Here is a 22,952-nt window from a genome sequence, read left to right on the forward strand (position 1 = left end):
GATGACCGGACCGGAGGATCGGGTACGCCGGGTGCTCGGCGCGGCTCCGGCCGACCTGCTGATCGACCGGCTCGCCACCGAGCTGGAGCGGGCGTACGGGATCGTCCGCACCGAGCTCTACCAGGTCGACTACCGGCTCGCGGTGCTGCTGCCGCTCCACGAGGGCGAGCCGATCACCGGCCCGGGTCACCCGGCCTGGCGCTGCTTCGACCACCAGGAGCCGGTGGTGTCGGAGGACACGGGCTGGTTCCCGGTCGGGATGCGGGGCGAGCGGCGCGGGGTGCTCCGGGTGTCGCCGCTGCCCGCCGGGCCGACCGCCCTCCGGGAGCTGGACGCGATGGCCACCGCGCTCGGCCACGAGCTGGCCGCCGTGACCTCCAGCACGGACGTCTACGTCACCGCCCGGCGCGACCGGCGGCTGACCCTGGCGGCCGAGATGCAGTGGGAGCTGCTACCCGGCCGCAGCCGGATCCGGCCGTCGTTCAGCCTGGCAGGCCAGCTGGAGCCCGCGTACGCGGTGCGCGGCGACAGCTTCGACTGGTCGGACGACGGGCACCGGGTTTGGCTCTCGGTGATCAACGGCTCGGGCGAGGGGGTGGCCGCGTCCATGCTCACCTCGCTGACCACCCACGCGCTGCGCAACGCCCGCCGCGCCGAGCTGGCCCTGGCCGACCAGGCCGCCCTGGCCGACCAGGCGATCTACGCGCTGCACCGGGGCGCACAGCACCTCTCCGCACTCCTGCTGGAGCTGGACCTGGCCGCCGGCACGATGACCGTGGTGGACGCCGGCTCGCCGCGCCTGCTGCTGCTCCGCGAGGGGGAGGTGACCGAGCAGGTCCTGGAGAAGCAGTTCCCGCTCGGCATGTTCGAGGCCACGGACTACCGGGAGCAGCAGTTCCAGCTCCGGCGCGGGGACCGGCTCTTCGTGGTCAGCGACGGGGTCGTCGACGCCACGGCCCGGCAGGTCCGCTACGGCGAGACCGCGTTGGACCGCTTCCTGCGGCGTACCGGGCCGATGGAACCGCTGGACGCGGTCCGTTCGCTGATCGGCGACCTGCGGGCGTTCGTCGCTGGCGACCTGGTCGACGACGCGGTGGTGGTCTGCCTCGACTGGCTGGGCCCGCAGCCCTGACGCGGGTGCCCCCGCCCCGGCGGGTCGCGCCGGGACGGGGTCAGTACGCGCCGCGGCTGTTGATCACCGCGCCGAAGGTCTTCCAGAGGATGGTCAGGTCGGCGGCGAGCGACCAGTTCTCCACGTAGTAGAGGTCGAGCCGGATGCCGTCCTCCCAGCTCAGGTCGGATCGGCCGCTGACCTGCCAGAGGCCGGTCATGCCGGGCTTGACCAGCAGGCGGCGGGCCACGTCACCGTCGTAGCGGGCCACCTCGGACGGCAGCGGCGGGCGCGGCCCGACCAGGCTCATCTGGCCGAGCAGCACGTTCGCCAGCTGGGGCAGCTCGTCCAGGGACCACTTGCGCAGCAGCTTGCCGATCCGGGTCACCCGGGGATCGTCGCGCATCTTGAACATCAGACCGTCGGTCTCGTTGCGCGCGGCCAGCTCGGCCAGCAGGGCGTCGGCGTTGACCACCATGGTGCGGAACTTGAAGACGCCGAACTCCTTGCCGCCCTGGCCGACCCGGACCTGGCGGAACAGCACCGGCCCCCGGCTGTCCAGCTTGATGGCGAGCGCGATCACCACCAGCAGCGGCAGCAGCAGGAGCAGCGCCAGCAGCGACACCGAACGGTCGACCAGCCCCTTGACCAGCTTCCGGGCGCCCCGGAACTCGGGCGCCTCGACGTGGATCAGCGGCAGGCCGGCGACCGGCCGGGTGTGGATGCGCGGGCCCGCGACGTCGGTCAGCGCGGGGGCCACGACCAGGTCGACCCCGGTCCCCTCGAGCTGCCAGCCGAGCCGGCGCAGCCGGGTCGCGGTGAGCGAGCCGGAGGCGGTGACCGCCACGGTGTCCGCGCCGATGGCGGTGGCCGCCTCGGGGATGCCCCGGAACGAGCCGACCACCGGCACGTCGCCCAGCCGCTGCGGCACCGGGGCGAGCAGCGCGTCCGGGATGCAGGCGCCGACCACCTGGTAGCCGGCGTACGGCTCGCGGCGCAGGGTGTGCACCAGCTCCAGGACGTGCGCGGTGTCGCCGACCACCAGCACCTTGCGGGACCAGCCGGCGCCCCGGTCACGGGCGCGGTGCAGCCGCTTGCGCGCGGCGAACCGGGCCACCTCCAGGCCGATCGTGCCGACCGCGAAGGAGATGGCCAGGAAGCCCCGGGACACGCCGACGTCGGCGATGTACCCCGCGATCGCGATGCCGCCGGCCAGCCGCAGGCTCGCCGCGCTGACCCGCCGGTACTCGTCGGCACCGTAGCCGAGCACCTGGTCGTCGTAGCAGCGCATCGCCTTCAGCGAGATCAGCCAGACCAGCAGCAGGGCGGGCGCGACCACCACGTACGGGATCTCCGAGCCGCTCGGCGGCTCGTCGCCGAAGCGGGCGACGTAGCCGATGAGGATGGCCACCGCCAGCACGGCGGTGTCGAGCACCGCCAGGACCCGGATGTAGGCCCGTTCCGCCGCCCGCGTCGTCGGGCCGGGACGGTCGCCCCCCGACGACGTCCGAGCAGGGGTCAGCAGCGTCGCCGAGGTCACCGGCCCTCCCCACTTCGATCACGACGATCCTCAACCGCGTGACCTCGGTGGAGGGCCGGCGGCTCGGAGCACCAGGACATCTTGCCTCGACAATTATGGATACCGATTGCTTCGGACGGATTACCGTCAGTATCCTTCCGGCGGGACGAGCCCTCCGGAAGGATTCCGCCGAGCCGGCTCTCCGGTACGGCGGCAGCGGCGGGTCAGCGCGGCGCCGGCGGGCGCAGCGCGATCGCCTGCAGGAAGATCTCGCCGATCTTGGTCGGGTCGGCGGTGACGAAGGCTCCACCGCCGGTCACGTCGGTGATCGACTTGAGCTCGGCCTTGCTGACCTTGTTCCCGATGCCGATGATGATCACCTGCACCGGCTGCTCCGCGTCGCGGAGCTTGCGGAGCTGGGCCAGCAGGTCCTTTTGGGAGATGCCGTTGTCGTCCTCGTTCTTGCCGTCGGTGAACAGCACGATCGAGTTGACCTTCCCGGGCTCCCAGTCCTGCTGGACGGTCTTGTAGGCCGCCAGCAGGGTGTCGTAGAGGCCGGTGTCGCCGCTCGACGGCTTGACCGTGGCCAGGCCCCGTTGGATCGCGGTGCGGTTGCTCGACAGCGGCTTGATCGGGACCACCTCCCGGTAGTCCTGCGCCCCGTTCAGGTTGGTGGAGAAGATCCACAGCCCGATCGACCAGGAGTCGTCGAAGAGGTTCAGGCCCTGGGTCGCCGCGGCGACGGTGACCTGCTCCCGGGTGGCGCCGCCAGCGGTCTCCACCTTCTCCTTCATCGAGCCCGACACGTCGATGACGCAGAGCATGCGGCCGGAGAGCGTGACCGCCGACCAGGTGGTGGTGGCCTTCTGGATGGCGGTCGGGTCGAGCCCGCCGGCGGCGCCCTGACCGGCCGGCGCGGCCGTGCTCCCGCCCGCCGGGCTCGGGGCACCGGGCAGCGCCTTGAAGCCCTCGCCCCAGTTGCCGTCGGGCGCGCGCAGCGACTGGGCGGCCAGCCGGCTCTTGAAGCCGCGGGTGGTCAGCACCTCGAAGAGCACCTTGGCGGCGGACGCCTTCGCCGGCTCGATACCGGGCAGCACCGCGAACGGATAGTCCAAGGGGGTCGGCGGCGGGTCCAGGTAGAGGGCGGCCAGCGGGATCGGCGGCTTGGTGGCGTTGTACGCCATCACGTCCTCTTCGGACAGCGCGGCCGCGCCGAGGCCGTTGGCGACAGCCGTCGGTTCGGACGAGCGCGGGAAGCGCGCGAGGAGATCCTGCCGCAGCCGGGAACTGTTGGTGGCCAACGCCCGCAACGCCCCGGTCATCGCCTCCCGCGCCTGCGGGGAGCCGGCGCTGCCGGCGGAACTGGCGGCGGCGGTCAGCGAGAGCAGGCCGGACAGACCGGCCGCGTCCTGGGTCGGCTCGACGATGCCGGCGCGCAGCGGCTTGCTGCCGTTGACCTGCGCCAGCAGGTCGGTCCAGGTGAACTTCTTGTCCGGCCAGCCGATCCGGGTGGCCACCGGCTCAGGCATCGCGACCACCACGGGACTGCGGGCGATCGACGCGCCGTTCGCCGGGGCGAAGGCGGTGGCCCCGCCGGACTTGAGCCGCAGCAGCCAGGTGGACGAGTCCGGCACCCAGACGTCCGGCGTCACCGCGGTGCCGCTCGCCTGCCCCACGCCGGCGAGGGTGGCGCCGTGCTTGCTGGCCACCGCGGCGGCCACGTCGACCGACTCGGCGGCGGTCACGTTCACCGCGATGCACGTGTCGCCGACCGCCGCCCCGTCCTTGACCCACTGGTCGGCCGCCCCCTTGACGGCGGGTGCGATCTCCGGGGCGGCCGCGACGGACAGCTCGATCCGCCCCGAGCAGGACGGCCCCGCCAGCTGCCGGTAGCCGAACCACGTCCCCCCGGCCACGACGGCGACCAGGGCGATGACCGCAGCGGCGGCACCTGTCCCACGGAGGTTCGAACGCATGCGATGGCGGCCAGACACGGTGACCATCTTGCGTATCTCGTGGGGTTAGTGCCACAACCGTTCGGACGAAAGTTACGCAGCAGAAACAGTTGATCACCAAAACTTTACCTTGAGTGACTGGTCAGTCATCAGAGGTGATACGGTCCACTGCGGACAGTGAGCAAGACCACGCTCCGTCACGGTCGGACGCACGTCGGGCTGGCCATCGGCACCGGCTCCCCGACCGGCTCCGGCACCCCGGTGACCGGGTCCACCCGGAAGACCCTGAGCATGTCAGCCCGCTCGTCGGCCACGTACAGGTGCTGGCCGGTCAGCGCGAAGTGCCGCGGCCACTCGCCGCCGGTGTCGACCTCGGCCACCAACTCCGGCGCCTCGCCGGCCAGCGCGAAGACCGCCACCGTGCCCACCCCGCGGTTGCCCACGTAGAGGAACCGGCCGTCCGGTCCGACCGCGACCTCGGAGGGCTGCACGTGCCCGACCCGCCCGCTCGCGTCCACCCGGGCCCGCTGGTGCAGCCCGTCGGCCGTCACGTCGTACGCGGTGACCGTCCCGTCCAGCTCGCCGACCAGCCAGCAGCGCCGGCCGTCCGGGTGCCGGGCCAGGTGCCGGGGGCCCGCGCCGGCCGGCGTACGCAGCCGCGGGGCGCGCGGCACCAGCCGACCGGAGGCGGCGTCGAGGTCGTACCGGTAGACCGAGTCGGTGCCCAGGTCGACCGCGAGCAGCGGTCCACCCTCCGGATCGGGCGAGACCATGTGGCAGTGCGCCGCCTCCTGCCGCTGCGGGTCGGCGCCGTGCCCCTCGTGCCGGACCAGATCGGAGCGCTCCCCCGGTACGCCGTCCGGGTCGAGCGGGAACACCGCCACGCTGCCGCCGCCGTAGTTCGCCACGAAGAGGTGCCGCCCGTCCGGAGCGACCGCCACGTGGCACGGCTCGGCTCCGCCGGTCGGGCGGACGCCGAGCGGGGCGAGGTCGCCGTCCGGGGCGACCCGGAAGGCGCTCACCTGGCCCTCGGACAGCTCGTTCACCGCGTACAGCACGGGCCGCGCCGGGTGCCGGACGAGGAACGACGGCGAGGAGGTCACCGCCACCGTGCCGAGCGGGGTCAGCTCCCCCGACACCGGATCCCGCCGGGCCGCGGCGATGCCCTCGGCCCGCCCGCCCATCTCCGCCGTGTAGCCACCGACGTGGACGATCGCGTGCTGCGCGGTCACCGGTCCCACCTTCCGCCGATTCCTCCGTCGATCCAACCAGAGGCCCTCCGGGCCGGCCGGCCCGTTGGCCGTCTTTCCCGGGACCAGTTTCGGCGGTCGGCCGTACGTCCGCGACCCGTCGAGGCCCGGTCAGCCCACCGGCACCGGCTCACCCCGCTGCCGGGCGACGTGCTCGACCAGCGAGATCAGCACCAGCTTCCCGGACTGCCGCTCCCGGACGTCGCAGAGCACCAGCGGCACGTCCGGGTCCAGGTCCAGCGCGTCGCGAACCGCCTCCAGGCTGAACCGCCGGGCCCCGTCGAAGCAGTTCACCCCCACCACGAACGGGATGCCGCGCTGCTCGAAGTAGTCGATCGAGGGGAAGCAGTCGGCCAGCCGGCGGGTGTCGGCGAGCACCACCGCGCCGAGGGCCCCGAAGGCCAGCTCGTCCCAGAGGAACCAGAAGCGGTCCTGGCCCGGGGTGCCGAAGAGATAGACCTGGAGGTCGTCGTTGATGGTGATCCGGCCGAAGTCCATGGCCACCGTGGTGGTCGACTTCTCCTCAACCCCGGAGACGTCGTCGGTGCCGACGCCGGCCCCGGTCAGCACCTCCTCGGTCTGCAGCGGCCGGACCTCGCTCAGCGCACCCACCAGCGTGGTCTTCCCGGCGCCGAAGCCACCGGCGATAAGGATCTTGAGGGCCAACGGGACCCGCGGCGCGGCCGCCCCCGGTTCAGAGCGCACGGAGTCCACTGACCACCGCCTTGAGGATGTTGTCGTCGGGCAGGTGGGCGGCGGTCGGCGGCTGGTGCACCGCGACGAGCCCACGGTCGAGGAGGTCGCCGAGCAGCACGCGGACCACGCCGACGGCGAGGTCCAGGTCGGCGGCGAGGTCGGCCACGGCCACCGGACGCCGGGCCAGCTCGACCAGACGCCGGTGCTCCGGCTGGAGACCCGGCAGGCCGACCGGATCGGCCGCCGGCGCGGCTAGCACGAAGGCCACCAGGTCGAAGCCGTCGCCGGGCGGCCGCACCCGGCCGCCGGTCAGGGTGTACGGACGGACGACCGGGCCGGCGGCTCCGTCCAGCCACTCGTGCTGCGGCCCCGGTGACTCAGTCCGCATCGGCGGCACCCACCGTACGGGCCGGGACGCTCAGGTTCTCGCCGACCCGGATGACCAGCATCGCCATCTCGTACGCCACCAGGCCGATGTCGGCGTCGGCGTCGCTCACCACCGCCAGGCAGGCACCCTGCCCGGCCGCCGTGACGAACAGGTACGCGGACTCCATCTCCACCACGGTCTGCCGGACCGCGCCGCCGGCCAGGTGCCGGGTCGCCCCCTTGGCCAGGCTGGAGAAGCCGGAGGCGAGGGCGCAGAGGTGCTCCGCGTCGGTGCGGCTCAGCTCGGCCGAGGCGCCGAGCAGGAGCCCGTCCGCCGACAGCACCACCGCCTGGCGGGCGGCCGGCACCCGCTCCACCAGGTCGTCGAGCAGCCAGTCGAGATCGGCGTTCTGCCGCGTCGTGTGCACCACTAGGCGTCCCTCTCAGTCGCGGGCGGAGGTTCCGGAGCCGGCGCCGGCTCCGGAGGGGAGGGCTCGGCGGCCCGTTCCCGGGCCGCGTCGGCGGGCGGGCCGCCCCGGAACCGGGCGGCGTGATCGTGGGGTTGGCCGGCCGGGCGGGCGACCCCCCGGGCGACGCCCACGGCCGGTCCGGCGGGCTCGACACCAACGGGGCCCGCCGCACCGGCGGGCTCGGCGGCGGCGCGGGCCGCCGGACCGGTGGGCTGGGCGGTTGCCGCGGTCGGGCCGGCGGCAGACGTGGTGGGGCCGGCGGCGGCGCGGGCCGCCGGTCCGGTGGGCTGGGCGGTTGTCGCGGTCGGGCCGGCGGCGGACGTGGTGGGGTCGGCGGCGCGGGCCGCCCCGTCCCGGCGGCCCCGGGCGGTGCCGGCCTGGAGGGCGGACATGGCGCGCCGGGCCTCCTCGGGCGGGCGGTGCGCCGGAGTGTCCGCGACGACGGGCCGGGGACGGGTCGCCGGCCCGCGCCGGCGGACCCGGCGGGGCAGGCCATCGCCGTCCGCGGGCGCCTCGACCGACGAGGTACGGCCGACGGAGAGCGGGACCACCGCCGAGTCGGGGCGTTCCCGGCCGGACCGGGCGGTACGCGGCCGGGGCAGCGCGGTCAGCCGGGTCACCTTGGCCATCCGCCGGTCGCCGGGATCCGCCGCCCCGGCATCCGGGCCGGCGCCCACCGGCGGCTCCTCGGTGACCAGGTCGGCCGGGACGAGCACCAGCGCGGTGACGCCCGCCGGGGTGGCCGGCCGCAGCTCGACCCGGACACCGTGCCGGGCGGCCAGCCGGGCGACCACGAAGTGGCCCAGCCGGGCGCTGTCGGCGGGGTCGAACTCCGGAGAGCGGGACAGTTTGCGGTTGGCGTCGGCCAGCGCCTGCGCCGACATGCCGAGCCCGTGGTCGGTGATCTCGATGGCGTACCCGCCCGGCACGGTCCGCCCGGTGACGTCGACCCGGGTGCCCGGCGGGGAGTAGGCGGCGGCGTTCTCGATCAGCTCGGCGAGCAGGTGGATGACGTCGCCGACGGCCCGGCCGAGCAACCCGGCCGGCTGCACCTCGCCGATGTCGACCCGGTCGTACTGCTCCACCTCGGAGATGGCGCCGCGCACCACGTCGACCGCGGCGACCGGGTTCCGCCAGCCCCGGCCGGGGGCCGCGCCGGCGAGGATGACCAGGTCCTCGGCGTGCCGCCGGAGCCGGGTGGCGAGGTGGTCGACCTGGAACAGCCCGGCCAGCTCGTCCGGGTCCTCGGTCTGCCGCTCCAGCCGGTCCAGCAGCGCCAACTGCCGGTGCACCAGCCCCTGGCTGCGCCGGGCGATGTTGAGGAACACCTCGTTCAGCCCCCGGCGCAGGGTGACCTCGTCGACGGCGGCCTGCACGGCGGTCCGGCGTACCTCGTTGAAGGCCCGCCCCACCTGGCCGATCTCGTCGCCGCCGTGGTCCAGCTCGGGCGCCTCCCGGGCGACGTCCACCTCCTCGCCGCGGCGCAGCCGCGCCACGACGTCCGGCAGCCGGTGCTCGGCCATGTCCAGCGCGGCGGTCCGCACCCCGGTCAGCCGCCCGGCCAACGACCGGCCGACCCGCAGCGCCACCAGTACGCAGATCACCACGGCGAGCAGGCCGAGCACCCCGGCGGCGGCGAGCCGGCTCAGGATGCCCACCGCCAGCGGCACGGACCGTTCGGCCAGCCCGTCGGCGCCGCGCAGCTCGAAGTCCCGCAGGCCCTGCGAGACCGCGGCCTGGCTGGACTCCCAGGTGCGCACGTCGAGCTGGGCCGGCAGGTCGCGGGCGCGGATCAGGGTGTCCTGGAGGCCGCGCAGCTGGACGAACGCCTCCCCCTCGGTGAGCCGCTGGTACGCCGTCCGCTCCCCCGGCGGCAGGTCGGCCACCGCCGTCTCCGCGAGGAAGCGCTGGTTGTCGATGGTGCGGACCAGTTGTTCGTGCTCGCCCTCGGCGTATCCGCCGGCGGTGAGCGCGCCGGCGAGCAGCGCGTCCGCCTGGCCGAGCAGCTCCCGGGACCGGCCCAGCGCGGTGAGCGCCAGCGCCTGCCGGTTGAGCTGGCTGTCGGGAAGGGTGGCCATCGCGGAGAACGCCTGGAAGGCCGAACCGATCATCCCGCTGTAGAGGCCGATCGCTCCGGCCCGGTCCACCTTCCGGCCGTCGATGAAGCCCCGGCCGGCGGGCAGCGCGTCGAGCGCGGAGACCAGCTGGTCCAGCCGGGCGTCGAGCAGCTCGTCGGCGGCGTCACGCAGCTTCTCCCCGTCGACCCGGCGGCGCAGCTCGGCGACCGCCCGGTCGGTGCGCTCCCGCTGCTCGGTCAGGGCCGGCAGGGTGGTGTCGCCGGCGAGCTGGACGACCGAGAGCCGCCGTTCGTGTTGCAGTTCGGCCACCACGGCCTCGCCTGGCCGGCCGAGGTCGTAGAGGAGCGTGCGCGCCGCGAGCAGGTCGAGGGCGGGCCCGAAGGTCAGCGTGACGGCGAAGATCCAGAGCGCCAGCAGCGCGGTCACCGGACCGATGACCAGCGCGGTCAGCTTGGCGCGGATCGGCCAGTCACGGGTGTTCATCAGACCTCGCCCGGAAGGTGTCGCAGGGGTGGCGCCGGCACCGGCCGGAAGGTCTCCGACCGTGACGCCGGGCCCGGCCCGGGCGCCTTGGGCAGGATACGTAATCCCGGGCCGATGCACTACCGGCCGTCTCGCTCGTCGCTACCGTCCGAGATGTTCCGTTGTGGACACCATTGGCGCGACGACCCTGCCGGATGTCTGGACGCGTTTCGCCCTCGTGCGGGCGGTTCTCCTCCTCGTCGGTGTCACCCCACCCCGCCCGCGTTGTCTGGAGCGACTCAAGTTCCGCCCCCGGAGCGGTGCCGTGCTCCCCCGAGGTTTCGGTCGCGGAATCGCCCAGGAAAAGTCCCCCGGACCGGGATTGTCGATCAGTGTCCGGAGGGAATACCAGCGGGCGAAGGAGGAGCCATGTCGCCCACGCAGGTAGTCGTCACAGTCATCGTGGTGGTGGTGCTCGCGGCGCTGGCCGCGCTCGCCGTGCGCGCCGGCCGCCGGCGCGCTCTCCGGGAGCGGTTCGGCCCCGAGTACGACCGGGTCGTCGCCGAGCAGGACAGCCGGGGCGCCGCCGAGCGGGAATTGCGCCAGCGGGAGCGCCGCCACGCCGAACTGGAGCTCACCCCGCTCGAACCCGACGCCCGGGCCAGATACGCCGCCGCTTGGGAGGAACTCCAGGTCCGTTTCGTCGACTCCCCGGGCGAGACCGTCGGCGACGCCGACGAACTGGTCACCCGACTCATCGCCGACCGTGGCTACCCGACCGGGGACTTCAGCGAGCAGATCGCCCAGCTCTCCGTCGAGCACGCCCGCACCCTGACCGACTACCGGGAGGCCCACGAGATCCGGCTGCGCAACGAGCGCGGCGAGGCGAGCACCGAGGAACTCCGTCAGGCGCTCGTGCACTACCGGGCCCTCTTCGCCGACCTGCTCGGCGAAGAGCCCGTCGGGCAACAGCCGCCCGAGCAACGCCGCCCCGACCACGAGCACGACGTCCCGAGCCGCTGAGGAGGCCGCCGCCATGCGCCAGGAAGAGCAGCAGGTCAGGCAGGAGCACGCGGAGAGCGTCCGGTCCACGCCGGTCCCAGTCCCGCCGTCGAACGCGCCGGCCGACCGGGACGGGCCACGGCACGACCGGGCCGGCCGGGTCGACGTACCCGAGGACGCGCTGGACGACCGGGGCACCTTCGACGACCCGGCGGTGGCCGGCGAGAGCGCCGACGACCGGCGGGACGCGGAGCCGAACCGGACCCGGGCGTACGACCGGGAGATCCGGGACGCGGAGGCCGCCGACGTCGCCGGGCGGCCGGAGTACCACGACCCGGCGCCGCTGCCCACGGTGTTCGGCGCGACCACGGTGGGCGACGCGGTCGCCGCCTCCGCGATGGCCAGCGGGCGGCCGGAGGACGAGCGGGACGCTCGTGGCGAGGACACCGCCCAGCCGGGCGACGGGGCGCCGGGACGGACCGACGCGTACGACGACGAGCGGGCCGACCCGACGGCCGGCGACCTGCTGCACAGCCCCGAACGCGCGGCGACCGAGCGCTCCGCGGCGCCGCGGGACGACGCGCTGGCGGCTGGCGCGGCCGGTTACGGCAGCGCCGGGCCGGCCATGGTCGACCCGGACGCCAGCCCCGGCGCGGCCGGTGCGGCCCTGGCCGGCGCGGCCCGGCCGACCCCCGGGGCGGTGCCGTCGGACGCCGCCACGCTCTTCGCCCCGGAGATCGCCCAGGGCTTCCGGGACCGCTGGCGGGACGTCCAGCTGCGCTTCGTGGACGACCCGCGGGCCGCGGTCGACGCGGCGCAGTCGCTGGTGGAGGAGGCGATCGAGGCGCTGTCGGCCGGGCTGCGCGCGCAGAAGTCCCGGCTCGGCAGCTGGCAGGAGTCCGGCTCGACCGACACCGAGCAGCTCCGGGTGGCCGTCCGCGGCTACCGGGACTTCCTGGACCGCGTCCTGGGCCGCTGAGCCGCCACCCCATGGAGCCCCCGGCACGGCCGGGGGCTCCGCCGTGCGTGGCGGATCACTTCCGGCATGAGATTCCGGGCTGCTGATGCTGGCCCGGCAGTGGCTGCGGCCGGCCGGGGCGGAGGCGGCGCAGCGGGACGAGGAGCGCTGACCGGGCCCGGGCGGCATGCCCCGGCCCCGGCGGGGTACGCCAGGGGGATCACGGAACGGGACAGGAGGGCAGCAGCATGACGGATCGTGACCGCGGCGAGCGGCCGCTGGAGGAAAGCCCCGAGGTGGCCGCGGCGGTGGACGACGACAGCACGGTGCCGCAGCTGCGCAGCGGCGGCGGCGCCGACCGGGACAACCCGACCTTCACCGAGCCGGACGGCGCGGTGCCCGACACCGGGTCGCCGGACATCCTCGGTGACCCGTACGCGGCCGGCACCGGGCCGACCGGCACCGGGACCGGAGCGACCGGCACCGGCACCGAGGGGGCCGCGCGCAACATCCGTACCGGTGGGGAGCAGCCGTGGGACCCGGAGGACCTGGTGCTGGCCCGGGGCCAGGACCTCACCCCGGAGAACATCGAGCGGGCCCGCCGCGACCTGGCCGAGTTGGGCCGGGCGGCGATCGAGAAGACGGTCCCCTGACCCGGGCGGTACCCGGGGTCGGTCCGGCGATGATCGCGGTGAGGTCCGCCACCGACAGGCCGGGCCCCTGGTCGACCAGGTGTCGACCAGGGGCCCGGGTCGCCGATCCGATCGAAGCCCTTGCCCTCGTCGTCCGGCTGAAACCGTTCGACTCGCCCCCGAGGGCTTGATCCAGACGTAGGCGCCGATGCCCTCCCCTGGGCGCGGCCTTCGGCCGTTGACGGAGGCCCGCGCCGGCCTGGTTGCACCAGTTCCCGTGCCAGTCGCCGCGGCCACGTCGACGTAGGTGTCCCACGTCGTAATGCCCGGGCCGGCGGGCGCAGCCGGACGGGCATGCCCCGCGCCCTGCCGCAGCGCCTCGTCGGGCGGGTGATCGACTCCGTGTCGGGGATGTGGCGGTGTCGGCGGGTGTCGGACACCGCCATTTCCGCGAGCTGGAGTGAATCAAGCGCAGCCGCCCGTTCCGGTGGGCGCTGTCCCGGCGCTCGGCGGCGACGGGGCGCGCTTCCATGGCGATGCCTCGATAAGAGGCCGGCCGGCGAACGGGGTGAACAGGGCAGGCGGCACCGGCGCGGGCGGTTACCGGCAGACCGGTCCAGGTCGGTGGAGGGCGGCAGGCCGGCACCGCGCCGGGATGTCCGGCACACGTATGACCCACGTGGGGTCGCAGCACCTCGAAGCCTCCGAAGCGACCCGGCCATGCCGCATGTGCCGCCTAGCACCCGTATCGGCCTAAGAGCCGACAAACTCTTAAACACGAATCTTTCCCCGGATAAGTCGCGAAAAGGTCTAACGTCGGGCGTAGCTCGACCGTCGTCGGGCTCAGGACAAACAGGGATGGAGTGACGCAGGTCATGGGAAAGAAGATGCTCGGGAAGGTCGTTGCGGGCGCCGCTCTTGGCGGTGCGTCCCTGCTGCTGTTCTCGCCCGCGATGGCGAACGCGGCCGGACCCGGCGCGTACGTGGACAACGCCAGCGCCAAGCCGCAGGTCAGTCTTCTTGAGACCTGCCCGGGGGGACACGGGGACTGGGAGAACAAGAACTGGGACCGCAAGGACTGGGACCGTAAGGACCACGACTTCAAGGACGAGGACCGCAAGGACCACGACTTCAAGGACGAGGACAACAAGGGCCACGACGGCAAGGACCACGACTTCAAGAACGAGGACCGGAAGGACTTCGACCGCAAGGACGAGAACCGGAAGGACCACGACTTCAAGGACGAGAAGGGCAAGGACGAGCACGGCAAGGACGAAAAGGGCAAGGACGAGAAGGGCAAGGACGAGCACGGCAAGGACGAAAAGGGCAAGGACGAGAAGGGCAAGGACGAGAACGGCAAGGACTGGCAGGGCGGCGACAGCTGGCAGCCGGGGGCCTACGGCCAGGGCGGCGGCATGGTCGACGACCAGTCGGACAAGGACCGCAAGGACCAGGACCGCAAGGACCAGGAAGCCAAGGACGAGGACCGGAACAAGCAGGACAACAAGGACCACGACCGCAAGGACCAGGACCGCAAGGACCACGAGGCCAAGGACGAGGACCGGAACGACCAGGACAACAAGGACCACGACCGCAAGGACCGGGACTTCAAGGACGAGGACCGGGACAACAAGGACCACGACCGCAAGGACCGGGACTTCAAGGACGAGGACCGGGACAACAAGGACCACGACCGCAAGGACCACGACTTCAAGAACGAGGACAAGGACCACTGCTTCCCGCGTGGCCACGTCGACGGTGGTGACGGTGGCATGACCACCACCAGCCTGGACCGCAACATGGCCGCCAGCGGGGTCGGCGTGATCGGCGCCGCTGCCCTGGGCGGCATGGTCCTGCTGCGTCGGCGTCGGGCCAATGACCTCGTCTGACCGGACGGCGACACGAGCCGGCGGCCGTCACGGGAGACCGTGGCGCGCCGCCGGCACGGCCGTCGTCGTCCTGCTGGGCATGGTGGGCGCCGGCCTGATCGGGGCGTCGGTCCGGACCGTGCCGCCGCCCCGCCCACCCCAGCCGCTCGCCCAGGCCGGCGCCGCCGACACGGCCCCGTCGCGCGCCATCCCGGGCCCCACCGGCAGCGGTACGCAGACCGCCGACCAGGCGCCCGTCGACGACACGGCGACGCCGGTCCCGGGCCTCGCCCCCACCGGGCTGCCCCGATCGGCTCCGACGACCATCTCGATCCCGCGGATCGGGGTGAACGCCGAGATCATGAGCCTCGGCCTGAACGCGGACGGCAGCGTCCAGGTGCCGCCGCTGGAGCAGGCCATGAAGGCGGGCTGGTACTCCCTCGGGGCCAGCCCCGGCGAGGTCGGCAACGCGGTCATCGTCGGCCACGTCGACTCGGCCAAGCTCGGGCCGGCGGTTTTCTTCAACCTCGGCGCGCTCAAGGCCGGCGACACCATCAGCGTCGCCCGGCAGGACGGCTCGACCGCCACGTTCGCGGTCAACGAGGTGAAGTCGTACCCGAAGACCGCCTTCCCCACCGAGGTGGTCTACGGCGCCAGCGACAAGCCGAGCCTCCGGGTGGTCACCTGCGGCGGGCAGTTCGACCAGAGCTCCGGCAGCTACCTCAACAATGTCATCGCCTTCGCCACCATGACCTCGTGAGGCGGTGCAACCGGGCGCGGCCCGGTGGTCGGGGTGACCGACCACCGGGCCGTGCCGGCGTCCGTACGGGTCAGGCCGCCGCCGAGGTCCGCACCAGGGTACGGATCTGGCGCAGCAGCACCGACAGGGCGGAGAGGTCGGCCCGGGACTCGTCGAACTCCCCCATCGCCCGGTGCGCCCGGTGGATCGAGGTGGCGTTCGCCTGTTCCCACTCCTGCACCCGGTCGACCGGCGGCACGTTGTCCGGGGTGGAGCCGAGGACCTCCGCGGTGAGCGCGGCCAGCGCGGCGTACAGGTCGTAGCGCAGCGCCATCCGGGCCAGCGTCTGCCAGCGGTCCTCCCGCGGCAGCAGGGAGATCTTCGACAGCAGGGCGTCCACCCGGAACCGGTCGGAGAGGACGAAGTAGACCGAGGCCACCTCGCTCACGTCCCGGCCGGTCGACTGGGCGGTCTCCACCACGTCGAGCAGGCCGAAGCTGTACATCAGCCGGGTCGCCTGCGCGGCCAGGTCCCGGGGCAGCCCCTTCTCGGTCAGCGAGTCGATGTGGGCGGCGATCGCCTCCCGCTCGCTGCCGTAGAACAGGTTCTCCAGGTCGGGCAGGAGGCGGGCCACCCCGTCCCGCAGCCGGGCGATCTCCCCGGGCACGTCGATCGGCGAGCGCCGGTTGGTGACCAGCCAGCGCACCGCGCGGTCGAGCAGCCGGCGCGTGTCCAGGAAGACGCTCGTCTGCAACTCGGGCGAGACCTTGTTGTCCAGCGCCTCGATCGCGTTCCACAGGTCGCGGAGCCCGAACACCTCGCGCACCACCACGTACGCCCGCAGCACGTCCGCCGCCGACGCGGCCGTCTCCTCGACCGTCCGGAAGACGAACGAGATGCCGCCCCGGTTGATCGCCTCGTTGACCAGCACGGTGGTGACGATGTCCCGGCGCAGCCGGTGCTGGCCCATCCGGCTGGCGAACCGCTCCCGCAGTGGGGTGGGGAAGTAGTTGACCAGGATGTCGGTCGTCCACTCCTCGTCGGCCAGACCCTCGCCGACGATCTCCCGCTCCAGCACGATCTTCACGTAAGCCAGCAGCACCGCGAACTCCGGCGCGGTCAGCCCGGTCTCGTTCCGGACCGCGAGTTCCTCGTCCGGCGGCAGTGCCTCCAGCGCGCGGTCCAGCGCCCCGGAGCGCTCCAGCTCGTTGATCATCCGACGGTGCACCGGGAGCAGCGAGGCGGACTGCGCCTGGGCGTTGTTGATCGCCCGGGCCTGCTCGTAGTTGTCCCGCAGCACCAGCTCGGCGACCTCGTCGGTCATCTGGGCCAGCAGCTCGTCGCGCTCGGGCCGGTCCAGCTCGCCGTCCGCGACCGCCGTGTTGAGCAGGATCTTGATGTTCACCTCGTGGTCGGAGCAGTCCACCCCGGCCGCGTTGTCGATGAAGTCGGTGTAGATCCGCCCACCGTTCTGCGCGTACTCGATCCGGCCGAGCTGGGTCCAGCCCAGGTTGCCGCCCTCGCCGGCCACCCGGCAGCGCAGGCTCTTGCCGTCCACCCGGATGGCGTCGTTGGACTTGTCCCCGACCTCGGCGTTGGTCTGCGTCGACCCCTTCACGTAGGTGCCGATGCCGCCGTTCCAGAACAGGTCGACCGGCGCGGTCAGGATGGCCTTCATCAGCTCCTGCGGGCTGAGCTGCGTCGCGTCCTCGTCGAGGCCGAGCACCGCACGGACCTGCGGCGAGATCGGCACCGACTTGGCGGTACGCGGGTACACCCCGCCGCCTTCCGAGATCAGCTCCCGGTTGTAGTCCTCCCAGGACGACCGGGACAGCTCGAACAGCCGCTTCCGCTCGGCGTACGAGGTGGCCGCGTCCGGGTCCGGGTCCAGGAAGATGTGCCGGTGGTCGAAGGCGGCCACCAGCCGGATGTGCTCGGAGAGCAGCATCCCGTTGCCGAACACGTCGCCGGACATGTCGCCGACGCCGACCACGGTGAAGTCCTGGGTCTGGGTGTCGTGCCCCAGCTCCCGGAAGTGCCGCTTCACCGACTCCCAGGCGCCCCGGGCGGTGATGCCCATCTTCTTGTGGTCGTAGCCCGCCGAACCGCCAGAGGCGAAGGCGTCACCCAGCCAGAAGTTGTGCGCGGCCGAGATCTCGTTGGCGATGTCGGAGAACGTCGCCGTGCCCTTGTCCGCCGCCACCACCAGGTAGGGGTCGTCGCCGTCGTGCCGGACCACGTCCTCCGGCGGCACGATCTCCCCGCTGGCGATGTTGTCGGTGACGTCCAGCATCGCCCCGACGAACTCCTTGTAGCAGGCCACCGCCTCGTCCCGGTCGCCCGGCTTCTGCTTCAGCACGAAGCCACCCTTGGCGCCCACCGGCACGATCACGGCGTTCTTCACCATCTGCGCCTTGACCAGGCCGAGCACCTCGGTGCGGAAGTCCTCCCGCCGGTCGGACCAGCGCAGGCCGCCTCGGGCCACCGGCCCGTACCGCAGGTGCACCGCCTCGAACCGGGGCGAGTAGACGAAGATCTCGAACTTCGGCCGCGGCGCCGGCAGGTCCGGGATCGCCTGCGGGTCCAGCTTGAACGCGACGTACGACTTGGGCCGCCCGCCGACCGGCTTCTGGTAGAAGCTGGTCCGCAGGGTGGCCTGGATCAACGTCAGGTACGACCGCAGGATCCGGTCCTGGTCGAGGCTGACCACGTCGTCCAGCGCCTCGCCGATCGCGGTGACCAGCTCGCCGCTGCGCTGCCGCCGCTCGTCCATGGTGGTCGCGCCCGGGGCGAACCGGGTCTCGAAGAGCTCCACCAGCAGCGACGCGATCCTCGGGTACGCGATGAACGTCTGCTCCATGTACTCCTGCGAGAAGACCGTGCCGGCCTGCCGCAGGTACTTCGCGTACGCCCGGAGCACCACCACCTGCCGCCAGGTGAGCCCGGCCCGGAGCACCAGCTCGTTGAAGCCGTCCACCTCGGCCTCGCCCCGCCACGCGGCGGCGAAGGCGTTCTCCACGTGCGGGCGCACCTCGGCCAGTTCCTGGTGCGCCTCGGGCAGTTGCAGGCCGAAGTCGTACAGCCAGATGCGGCCGTCGACCCGTTCCACCTCGTACGGGTGCTCGTCGACCACCCGGACGCCGAGCGAGTGCAGCACCGGCAGCACGGCGGAGAGCATCATCGGCTCGCCGTACCGGTAGACCTTGAACCGGACGTCCATCGTCTCGTCGACGTCCACATCCCGGTCGCCGCCGTTCACCCGCGGCGGGAACTGCTTGCGGAACAGGTGCATCTCGAGCTGGCCGGGCTCCTCCAGCAGCTCCAGCTTGGCCAGGTCCTTCATCGCCTCGTACGGCGTGTGCCCGTCCTTGTAGCCCTCCGGGAACGCGTCGGCGTACCGGCTGAACAGGTGCTTGGCCTGCTCGTCGCCGAGCTTGCGCTCCAGCACCAGCCGGTAGTCGTCGTCCCACAGCCGGGTGGCGTCGGCCAGCTCCTCGGCGAGCAGGTCGGCGTCGATCTCTCCGGGCGGGTTGCCCGGGTCGGTCCGGACGATGAAGTGCACCCGGGCCAGCATCGACTCGGTGACCCGGGTGGTGTAGTCGACCCCGACGCCGTTCAACTCGCGCAGCAGGATGTCCTGCATGCGCAGCCGGTTCTGGGTGGTGAACCGGTCCCGGGGCAGGTAGATCAGGCAGGAGATGAACCGCCCGTACCCGTCCCGGCGCAGGAACACCCGCAGCTGGCGGCGGCCCGCCATACGCAGCACGCCGATCACCGCGTGGTAGAGGTCGTCGGTCTTGATCTGGAACAGCTCGTCGCGCGGGTAGGTCTCCAGGATCTGGAGCAGGTCCTTGCCGGAGTGGCTGCGCAGGCTCAGCCCGGAGCGGTCCAGCACCTCGGCGACCTTCCGGCGGACCACCGGCAGCTCCTGCACGCTGGTCCGGTAGGCGGCGGTGGAGAACAGGCCCAGGAACCGGCGCTCGCCGACCACCTCGCCGGCGTCATTGAAGATCTTGAAGCCGATGTAGTCGAGGTAGGCCGAGCGGTGCACGGTGGCCCGCGAGTTGGCCTTGGTGATGATCAGGAGGCGCTTCTCCAGCACCTTCTCGTGCGCCTCGGGGGTCATCGAGGACAGCGCCCGGGCCTCCGGTGAGTCCGAGCGCAGGATGCCCAGCCCGGTGCCGAGGACGGCCTCCAGCGCCTGGCCCCCGTCCGCGCCGTCGGTGTCGACGAGGCGGTACTCCCGGTAGCCCAGGAAGGTGAAGTGGTCGTGCGCCAGCCAGCGCAGCAGCTCCACCGAGTCGGTGATGTCCTTCTCCGGCACCGGCGGCCGGTTGTCCGAGGTACGCGCGGCGGCCAGCTCGTCGGCCAGCGCCAGGGCGCGCTGGCGCATCTTGGGCCAGTCCTCGACCGCCTCCCGGACGTCGGTGAGCACCCGCTGCAGCTCCTTGCGGAGCTTCTCCCGCTCGGCCGGGTCGCGCACCGGGTCGATCTCGATGTGCATCCAGCTTTCCACCAGGTCGCCGGCGATCGCGTCGTCCGGCTCCACGTCGGCGGAGACCTCGGTGAGCCGGCCCAACGGCTCGCGGCGGACCACGACCAGCGGGTGCACCAGCAGGTGCACGTCGATGTGGTGCGAGTTCAGCAGCGCGGTGACCGAATCCACCAAAAAGGGCATATCGTCCGTGACAATCTCGATCACGGTGTGGTGCTGGTCGGCATCCGGCTCGTGGATGCGCAGCTTCAGCTCGCCTGGTACCCGCTGCTGGGCCAGGTCCCGGTGCGCCCGGGCGGCGTCGAGCATCTCCTCGGCGGTGAAGCCGATCAGCTCCTCGTCCGGCGCGAACCGCCAGAAGCGGCCGACCAGGGTCGCCGCGTCGTGGTCGTCGCCGGCCAGCGCGACCGCCTGGGCCACCAGGCGCTCCGCGTTGGGTACCGGCTCGTCCAACTCGGCGTCGTCGGGCTCCTCGGTCAGCGCCTGCGTGGGCAGGCCCAACTCGTAGAGCGTGTCGACGCTCGAACCGGTCATTCCGGTCACTCCTGTGTCGAGACGGCCGAAACCGTCCCCGTCGGTCGCCGAATCGAAGCTGTCATCGTCCCGGCTGGTGTCAACCTGCCGGAGGTCGGGTCCCGGTTTGATCGCCGGACGCCGGTCCATCGGTGCCACTCCCCTCGACCCACCGCGTTGTGGGTCACTCTCCCGCCCAGCCTAGGCCCTGCCGCCCTGCCCGTTCGTCGGCGGACCACTGGCCGGACGTCCGGATCGGGACTCTGTCCTTTCACCCGTTGCGGGTACGTGGTCGGCTGGTCGGGGAGTACCCGGACTGGGGATGTTCATCACACTGCCCCAGCGCGATCTCGCCCACCCCGGCACGGCGGCGGGGCAGTGGCGAAGGGCCCGCCGTACTAGCGTGCAGGGCAGTTTCGTACCGGAGGGACTGCTGCATGCCCACGTCGTACCCCGTTCGCCGGCGCTTCTCCCGTCGCCGCCCCCTCCTCGCGGCGCTGGCCGCCACCGTGCTCGCCGGGGGTGCGTTGGTCGGGTGCTCGGGGGCGGACGGGCCCGAGCAGAGCCTCACCGCCTTCCTGACGGGCTGGCGCTCCGGCGACCTGCAGGCCGTGGGCTTCATCGACCCCACCGGGGCGCGCGTCCCGGCCGCCGAGGTGGCCAAGGAGATCAAGGCGCTCTCCGGCGAACTGGCCGGCACCCCGCCGGAGCTGAAGCCGGTCGGTGAGCCGAAGATCACAGCCGACACCGCCGCCGCGCGGGTGCAGGCCACCTGGACGCTGCCGGGCCAGACCCGCTGGAGCTACCAGACCCCGGTACGCCTCCGGCAGGGCGGCGACGACCAGTGGCAGGTGATCTGGGAGCCGGCCGTGGTGCACGAGAAGCTGGAGAAGGGCGACCGGCTCGCGCTGCGCCGCGAGCGCGCGCCCCGGGCCGGGGTGCTCGACGGCGCCGGCAACGCCATCGTCGCGCCCCGACCGGTGGTCCGGGTCAGCGTGCACCCCGCCGAGGTCAAGGACGTCCCGGCGCTGGTCCGCCAACTGGACGCCGCGTTCAAGGCGATCCGGCCCCCGCTCACCCCGCCGGTTGACCTCTCCGACCTGCCCAAGCGCCTCAAGGAGGCCGACCCGGGGGCGCTCGTCGAGGTGGTGACCCTGCGGGAGGAGGCGTACCGGCAGATCAAGCCCCGGATCTACGACCTGCCCGGCACGAAGTTTCCCACCGACCAGCTCGACCTGGCGCCGACCCGGGAGTTCGCCCGGGCCCTGCTCGGCTCGGTCGACGCGGCCCAGGCCGACGACCTGAAGGCCCACCCCGACCGCTACGTCGCGGGTGACCTGGTCGGCCACGGCGGCCTCCAGGGCGGGTACGACGAGCGGCTCCGGGGCGTCCCCGGGCTCACCGTGATCACCGAGCACCCCGGGTCCGAGGGCACCACCGCCCCCACCGGCGCCGAACTCTTCCGCAGCGAGCCGAAGGCGGGCCAGCCGCTGAAGACGACCCTCGACGTGGCCACCCAGAACGCCGCCGACGCGGCGCTGCGCGGAGAGACCCGGCGCTCCGCCCTGGTGGCCGTACGGATCAGCGACGGCGCGGTGCTGGCGGCCGCCAACGGCCCCGGCCCGGCCGGCGAGAACCTCGCCTTCACCGCCCAGGTGCCGCCCGGCTCCACGTTCAAGATGGTCAGCGCGCTCACCCTGCTGGACAACGGCGCGGTGACGCCGGACGCCCGGGTCGACTGCCCGAAGACCCTCGCGGTGGACGGCCGGTCGTTCAAGAACTCCGACAACTTCGAGCTGGGCTCGGTCCCGTTCAGCACCGACTTCGCGAAGTCCTGCAACACGGCGTTCGCCTCGCTGGCCCCGAAGCTCGGCCCGGACGGGCTCGCCGTCACCGGCCGCAGCCTCGGCCTGGAGGCGAAGTGGGACCTCGGCGTGGACGTCTTCACCGGCAAGGTCTCCGCGAACGGGGGCCTCACCGAGCAGGCCGCCGCGGCGATCGGCCAGGGCACCACCGTGGTCAGTCCGCTGGCCATGGCCGCCGCCACCGCCGCCGTCGCCCGGGGTCACTGGGAGCAGCCGAAGCTGCTGCTCGACCCTGCCCCGCAGCAGCCCGCCCCGGCCGGCCCGGCCCTGAAGCCCGAGTCGGTGGCGGCGCTGAAGACGATGATGCGCACGGTGGTCACCGGCGGCACCGCGAGTGCCCTGGCCAAGGCCCCCGGCGGGCCGGTGTACGGCAAGACCGGCACCGCTGAGTACGACAACAACCCGGCGCACACGCACGCCTGGTTCGTCGGCTGGCAGGGCGACATCGCCTTCGCGGTCTTCGTGGAGCAGGGCGGATCCAGCACGTCCAGCGCGGTCCCGATCAGTGACCGTTTCCTCCGCGCTCTCGCCACCCGCTGACCCCACCCGCTTGCGGGTCCCGCCGCCCCCTCACGATCACGCCCGATCCTGGATGTAGTGGCCTCGCCGACGATCCGATGCCACTACATCCAGGCTTGAGCACGATCATGGCGAGGTGCGGCAGGGAGCGGTGCCCTGCGCCGGAACGCCGCCCGCGAGACGACGCGCGACCACGCCACCGCATCGCGGGCGGGCGCCGGCGGAGGTCAGGCGATGTCGACGCCCGGTCGCGACGGGGCGTCCCCGGTCGACGCGGTCGGGCCGTCCTCGGCGACGGGCACCCGGCGGAGCAGGCCCGGACCCGCCGACGCGGGCGGCCCGACCGGCTCAGGCGTCTCGTCCCGCGCCGACACCCGCCGCAGCAGGCCCGCCCCCGGACCGAACGGCTCGGGACCGTCGCCCTCCTCCGTCGCCGCCCGTCGCAACAGGCCCG

The 22,952-nt window shown here is 73.1% G+C and carries 15 protein-coding genes; 7 read left to right on the plus strand and 8 right to left on the minus strand.

The window, feature by feature from the left end:
* The first annotated feature begins 1 nt into the window (after position 1).
* Positions 2 to 1,132, plus strand: coding sequence for a PP2C family protein-serine/threonine phosphatase (locus ACY34I_RS11890; RefSeq protein ID WP_462754765.1), 1,131 nt, complete (start codon positions 2 to 4; stop codon positions 1,130 to 1,132).
* A 40-nt stretch (positions 1,133 to 1,172) separates the two neighbouring features.
* Here the strand turns inward: ACY34I_RS11890 and ACY34I_RS11895 are convergent, their stop codons facing one another.
* The 7 genes from ACY34I_RS11895 to ACY34I_RS11925 form a co-directional block, all read right to left on the minus strand.
* Complete coding sequence (locus ACY34I_RS11895) at positions 1,173 to 2,651, minus strand: sugar transferase (protein WP_462754766.1); 1,479 nt, start codon at positions 2,649 to 2,651, stop codon at positions 1,173 to 1,175.
* A 203-nt stretch (positions 2,652 to 2,854) separates the two neighbouring features.
* Positions 2,855 to 4,606, minus strand: a complete 1,752-nt coding sequence (locus ACY34I_RS11900; protein ID WP_462754768.1) for a substrate-binding domain-containing protein — start codon at positions 4,604 to 4,606, stop codon at positions 2,855 to 2,857.
* 176 nt (positions 4,607 to 4,782) lie between these two features.
* The gene (locus ACY34I_RS11905) at positions 4,783 to 5,817 is read right to left on the minus strand and encodes a lactonase family protein (protein WP_462754769.1); all 1,035 of its coding nucleotides are present in this window, start codon (positions 5,815 to 5,817) and stop codon (positions 4,783 to 4,785) included.
* Positions 5,818 to 5,946: 129 nt separating this feature from the next.
* Complete coding sequence (locus ACY34I_RS11910; protein ID WP_462754770.1) at positions 5,947 to 6,549, minus strand: GTP-binding protein; 603 nt, start codon at positions 6,547 to 6,549, stop codon at positions 5,947 to 5,949.
* Complete coding sequence (locus tag ACY34I_RS11915) at positions 6,530 to 6,919, minus strand: DUF742 domain-containing protein (RefSeq protein WP_148800944.1); 390 nt, start codon at positions 6,917 to 6,919, stop codon at positions 6,530 to 6,532. The genes ACY34I_RS11910 and ACY34I_RS11915 overlap by 20 nt, the downstream gene beginning before the upstream one ends.
* A complete protein-coding gene (locus tag ACY34I_RS11920; RefSeq protein ID WP_462754771.1) occupies positions 6,909 to 7,328 on the minus strand; it encodes a roadblock/LC7 domain-containing protein in 420 nt (139 codons plus the stop codon). The genes ACY34I_RS11915 and ACY34I_RS11920 overlap by 11 nt, the downstream gene beginning before the upstream one ends.
* A complete protein-coding gene (locus tag ACY34I_RS11925; RefSeq protein WP_462754773.1) occupies positions 7,328 to 9,928 on the minus strand; it encodes a sensor histidine kinase in 2,601 nt (866 codons plus the stop codon). The genes ACY34I_RS11920 and ACY34I_RS11925 overlap by 1 nt, the downstream gene beginning before the upstream one ends.
* 408 nt (positions 9,929 to 10,336) lie before the next feature.
* Here ACY34I_RS11925 and ACY34I_RS11930 point away from each other — a divergent pair, with 408 nt between their 5' ends.
* The 5 genes from ACY34I_RS11930 to ACY34I_RS11950 all read left to right on the plus strand — a co-directional run bounded on the left by ACY34I_RS11930 (position 10,337) and on the right by ACY34I_RS11950 (position 15,127).
* Positions 10,337 to 10,930, plus strand: a complete 594-nt coding sequence (locus ACY34I_RS11930; protein ID WP_462754774.1) for a hypothetical protein — start codon at positions 10,337 to 10,339, stop codon at positions 10,928 to 10,930.
* A 13-nt stretch (positions 10,931 to 10,943) separates the two neighbouring features.
* Positions 10,944 to 11,888, plus strand: coding sequence for a hypothetical protein (locus tag ACY34I_RS11935; protein WP_462754775.1), 945 nt, complete (start codon positions 10,944 to 10,946; stop codon positions 11,886 to 11,888).
* Between the two features lie 227 nt (positions 11,889 to 12,115).
* The gene (locus tag ACY34I_RS11940) at positions 12,116 to 12,520 is read left to right on the plus strand and encodes a hypothetical protein (protein ID WP_148800949.1); all 405 of its coding nucleotides are present in this window, start codon (positions 12,116 to 12,118) and stop codon (positions 12,518 to 12,520) included.
* Between the two features lie 854 nt (positions 12,521 to 13,374).
* Positions 13,375 to 14,388, plus strand: a complete 1,014-nt coding sequence (locus ACY34I_RS11945; protein ID WP_462754776.1) for a hypothetical protein — start codon at positions 13,375 to 13,377, stop codon at positions 14,386 to 14,388.
* The gene (locus ACY34I_RS11950; protein WP_462754778.1) at positions 14,375 to 15,127 is read left to right on the plus strand and encodes a class F sortase; all 753 of its coding nucleotides are present in this window, start codon (positions 14,375 to 14,377) and stop codon (positions 15,125 to 15,127) included. The genes ACY34I_RS11945 and ACY34I_RS11950 overlap by 14 nt, the downstream gene beginning before the upstream one ends.
* 70 nt (positions 15,128 to 15,197) lie before the next feature.
* Here the strand turns inward: ACY34I_RS11950 and ACY34I_RS11955 are convergent, their stop codons facing one another.
* Positions 15,198 to 20,264 (minus strand): NAD-glutamate dehydrogenase, encoded by a 5,067-nt coding sequence (locus ACY34I_RS11955; protein ID WP_462754779.1) that lies wholly within the window; start codon positions 20,262 to 20,264, stop codon positions 15,198 to 15,200.
* A gap of 287 nt (positions 20,265 to 20,551) precedes the next feature.
* Here ACY34I_RS11955 and ACY34I_RS11960 point away from each other — a divergent pair, with 287 nt between their 5' ends.
* Positions 20,552 to 22,519, plus strand: coding sequence for a penicillin-binding transpeptidase domain-containing protein (locus ACY34I_RS11960; RefSeq protein ID WP_462754780.1), 1,968 nt, complete (start codon positions 20,552 to 20,554; stop codon positions 22,517 to 22,519).
* The last annotated feature ends 433 nt before the right edge of the window (positions 22,520 to 22,952 follow it).

This window comes from Micromonospora sp. RTBAU3-60 (assembly GCF_054963695.1).

What these genes read in the sequence shown, in the direction of transcription:
- ACY34I_RS11890 (WP_462754765.1), top strand. Translation starts at nt 2, where the DNA reads ATGACCGGACCGGAGGATCGGGTACGCCGGGTGCTCGGCGCGGCTCCG.
- ACY34I_RS11900 (WP_462754768.1), bottom strand. Translation starts at nt 4,606, where the DNA reads ATGCGTTCGAACCTCCGTGGGACAGGTGCCGCCGCTGCGGTCATCGCC.
- ACY34I_RS11915 (WP_148800944.1), bottom strand. Translation starts at nt 6,919, where the DNA reads ATGCGGACTGAGTCACCGGGGCCGCAGCACGAGTGGCTGGACGGAGCC.
- ACY34I_RS11925 (WP_462754773.1), bottom strand. Translation starts at nt 9,928, where the DNA reads ATGAACACCCGTGACTGGCCGATCCGCGCCAAGCTGACCGCGCTGGTC.
- ACY34I_RS11930 (WP_462754774.1), top strand. Translation starts at nt 10,337, where the DNA reads ATGTCGCCCACGCAGGTAGTCGTCACAGTCATCGTGGTGGTGGTGCTC.
- ACY34I_RS11935 (WP_462754775.1), top strand. Translation starts at nt 10,944, where the DNA reads ATGCGCCAGGAAGAGCAGCAGGTCAGGCAGGAGCACGCGGAGAGCGTC.
- ACY34I_RS11940 (WP_148800949.1), top strand. Translation starts at nt 12,116, where the DNA reads ATGACGGATCGTGACCGCGGCGAGCGGCCGCTGGAGGAAAGCCCCGAG.
- ACY34I_RS11945 (WP_462754776.1), top strand. Translation starts at nt 13,375, where the DNA reads ATGGGAAAGAAGATGCTCGGGAAGGTCGTTGCGGGCGCCGCTCTTGGC.
- ACY34I_RS11950 (WP_462754778.1), top strand. Translation starts at nt 14,375, where the DNA reads ATGACCTCGTCTGACCGGACGGCGACACGAGCCGGCGGCCGTCACGGG.
- ACY34I_RS11955 (WP_462754779.1), bottom strand. Translation starts at nt 20,264, where the DNA reads ATGGACCGGCGTCCGGCGATCAAACCGGGACCCGACCTCCGGCAGGTT.
- ACY34I_RS11960 (WP_462754780.1), top strand. Translation starts at nt 20,552, where the DNA reads ATGCCCACGTCGTACCCCGTTCGCCGGCGCTTCTCCCGTCGCCGCCCC.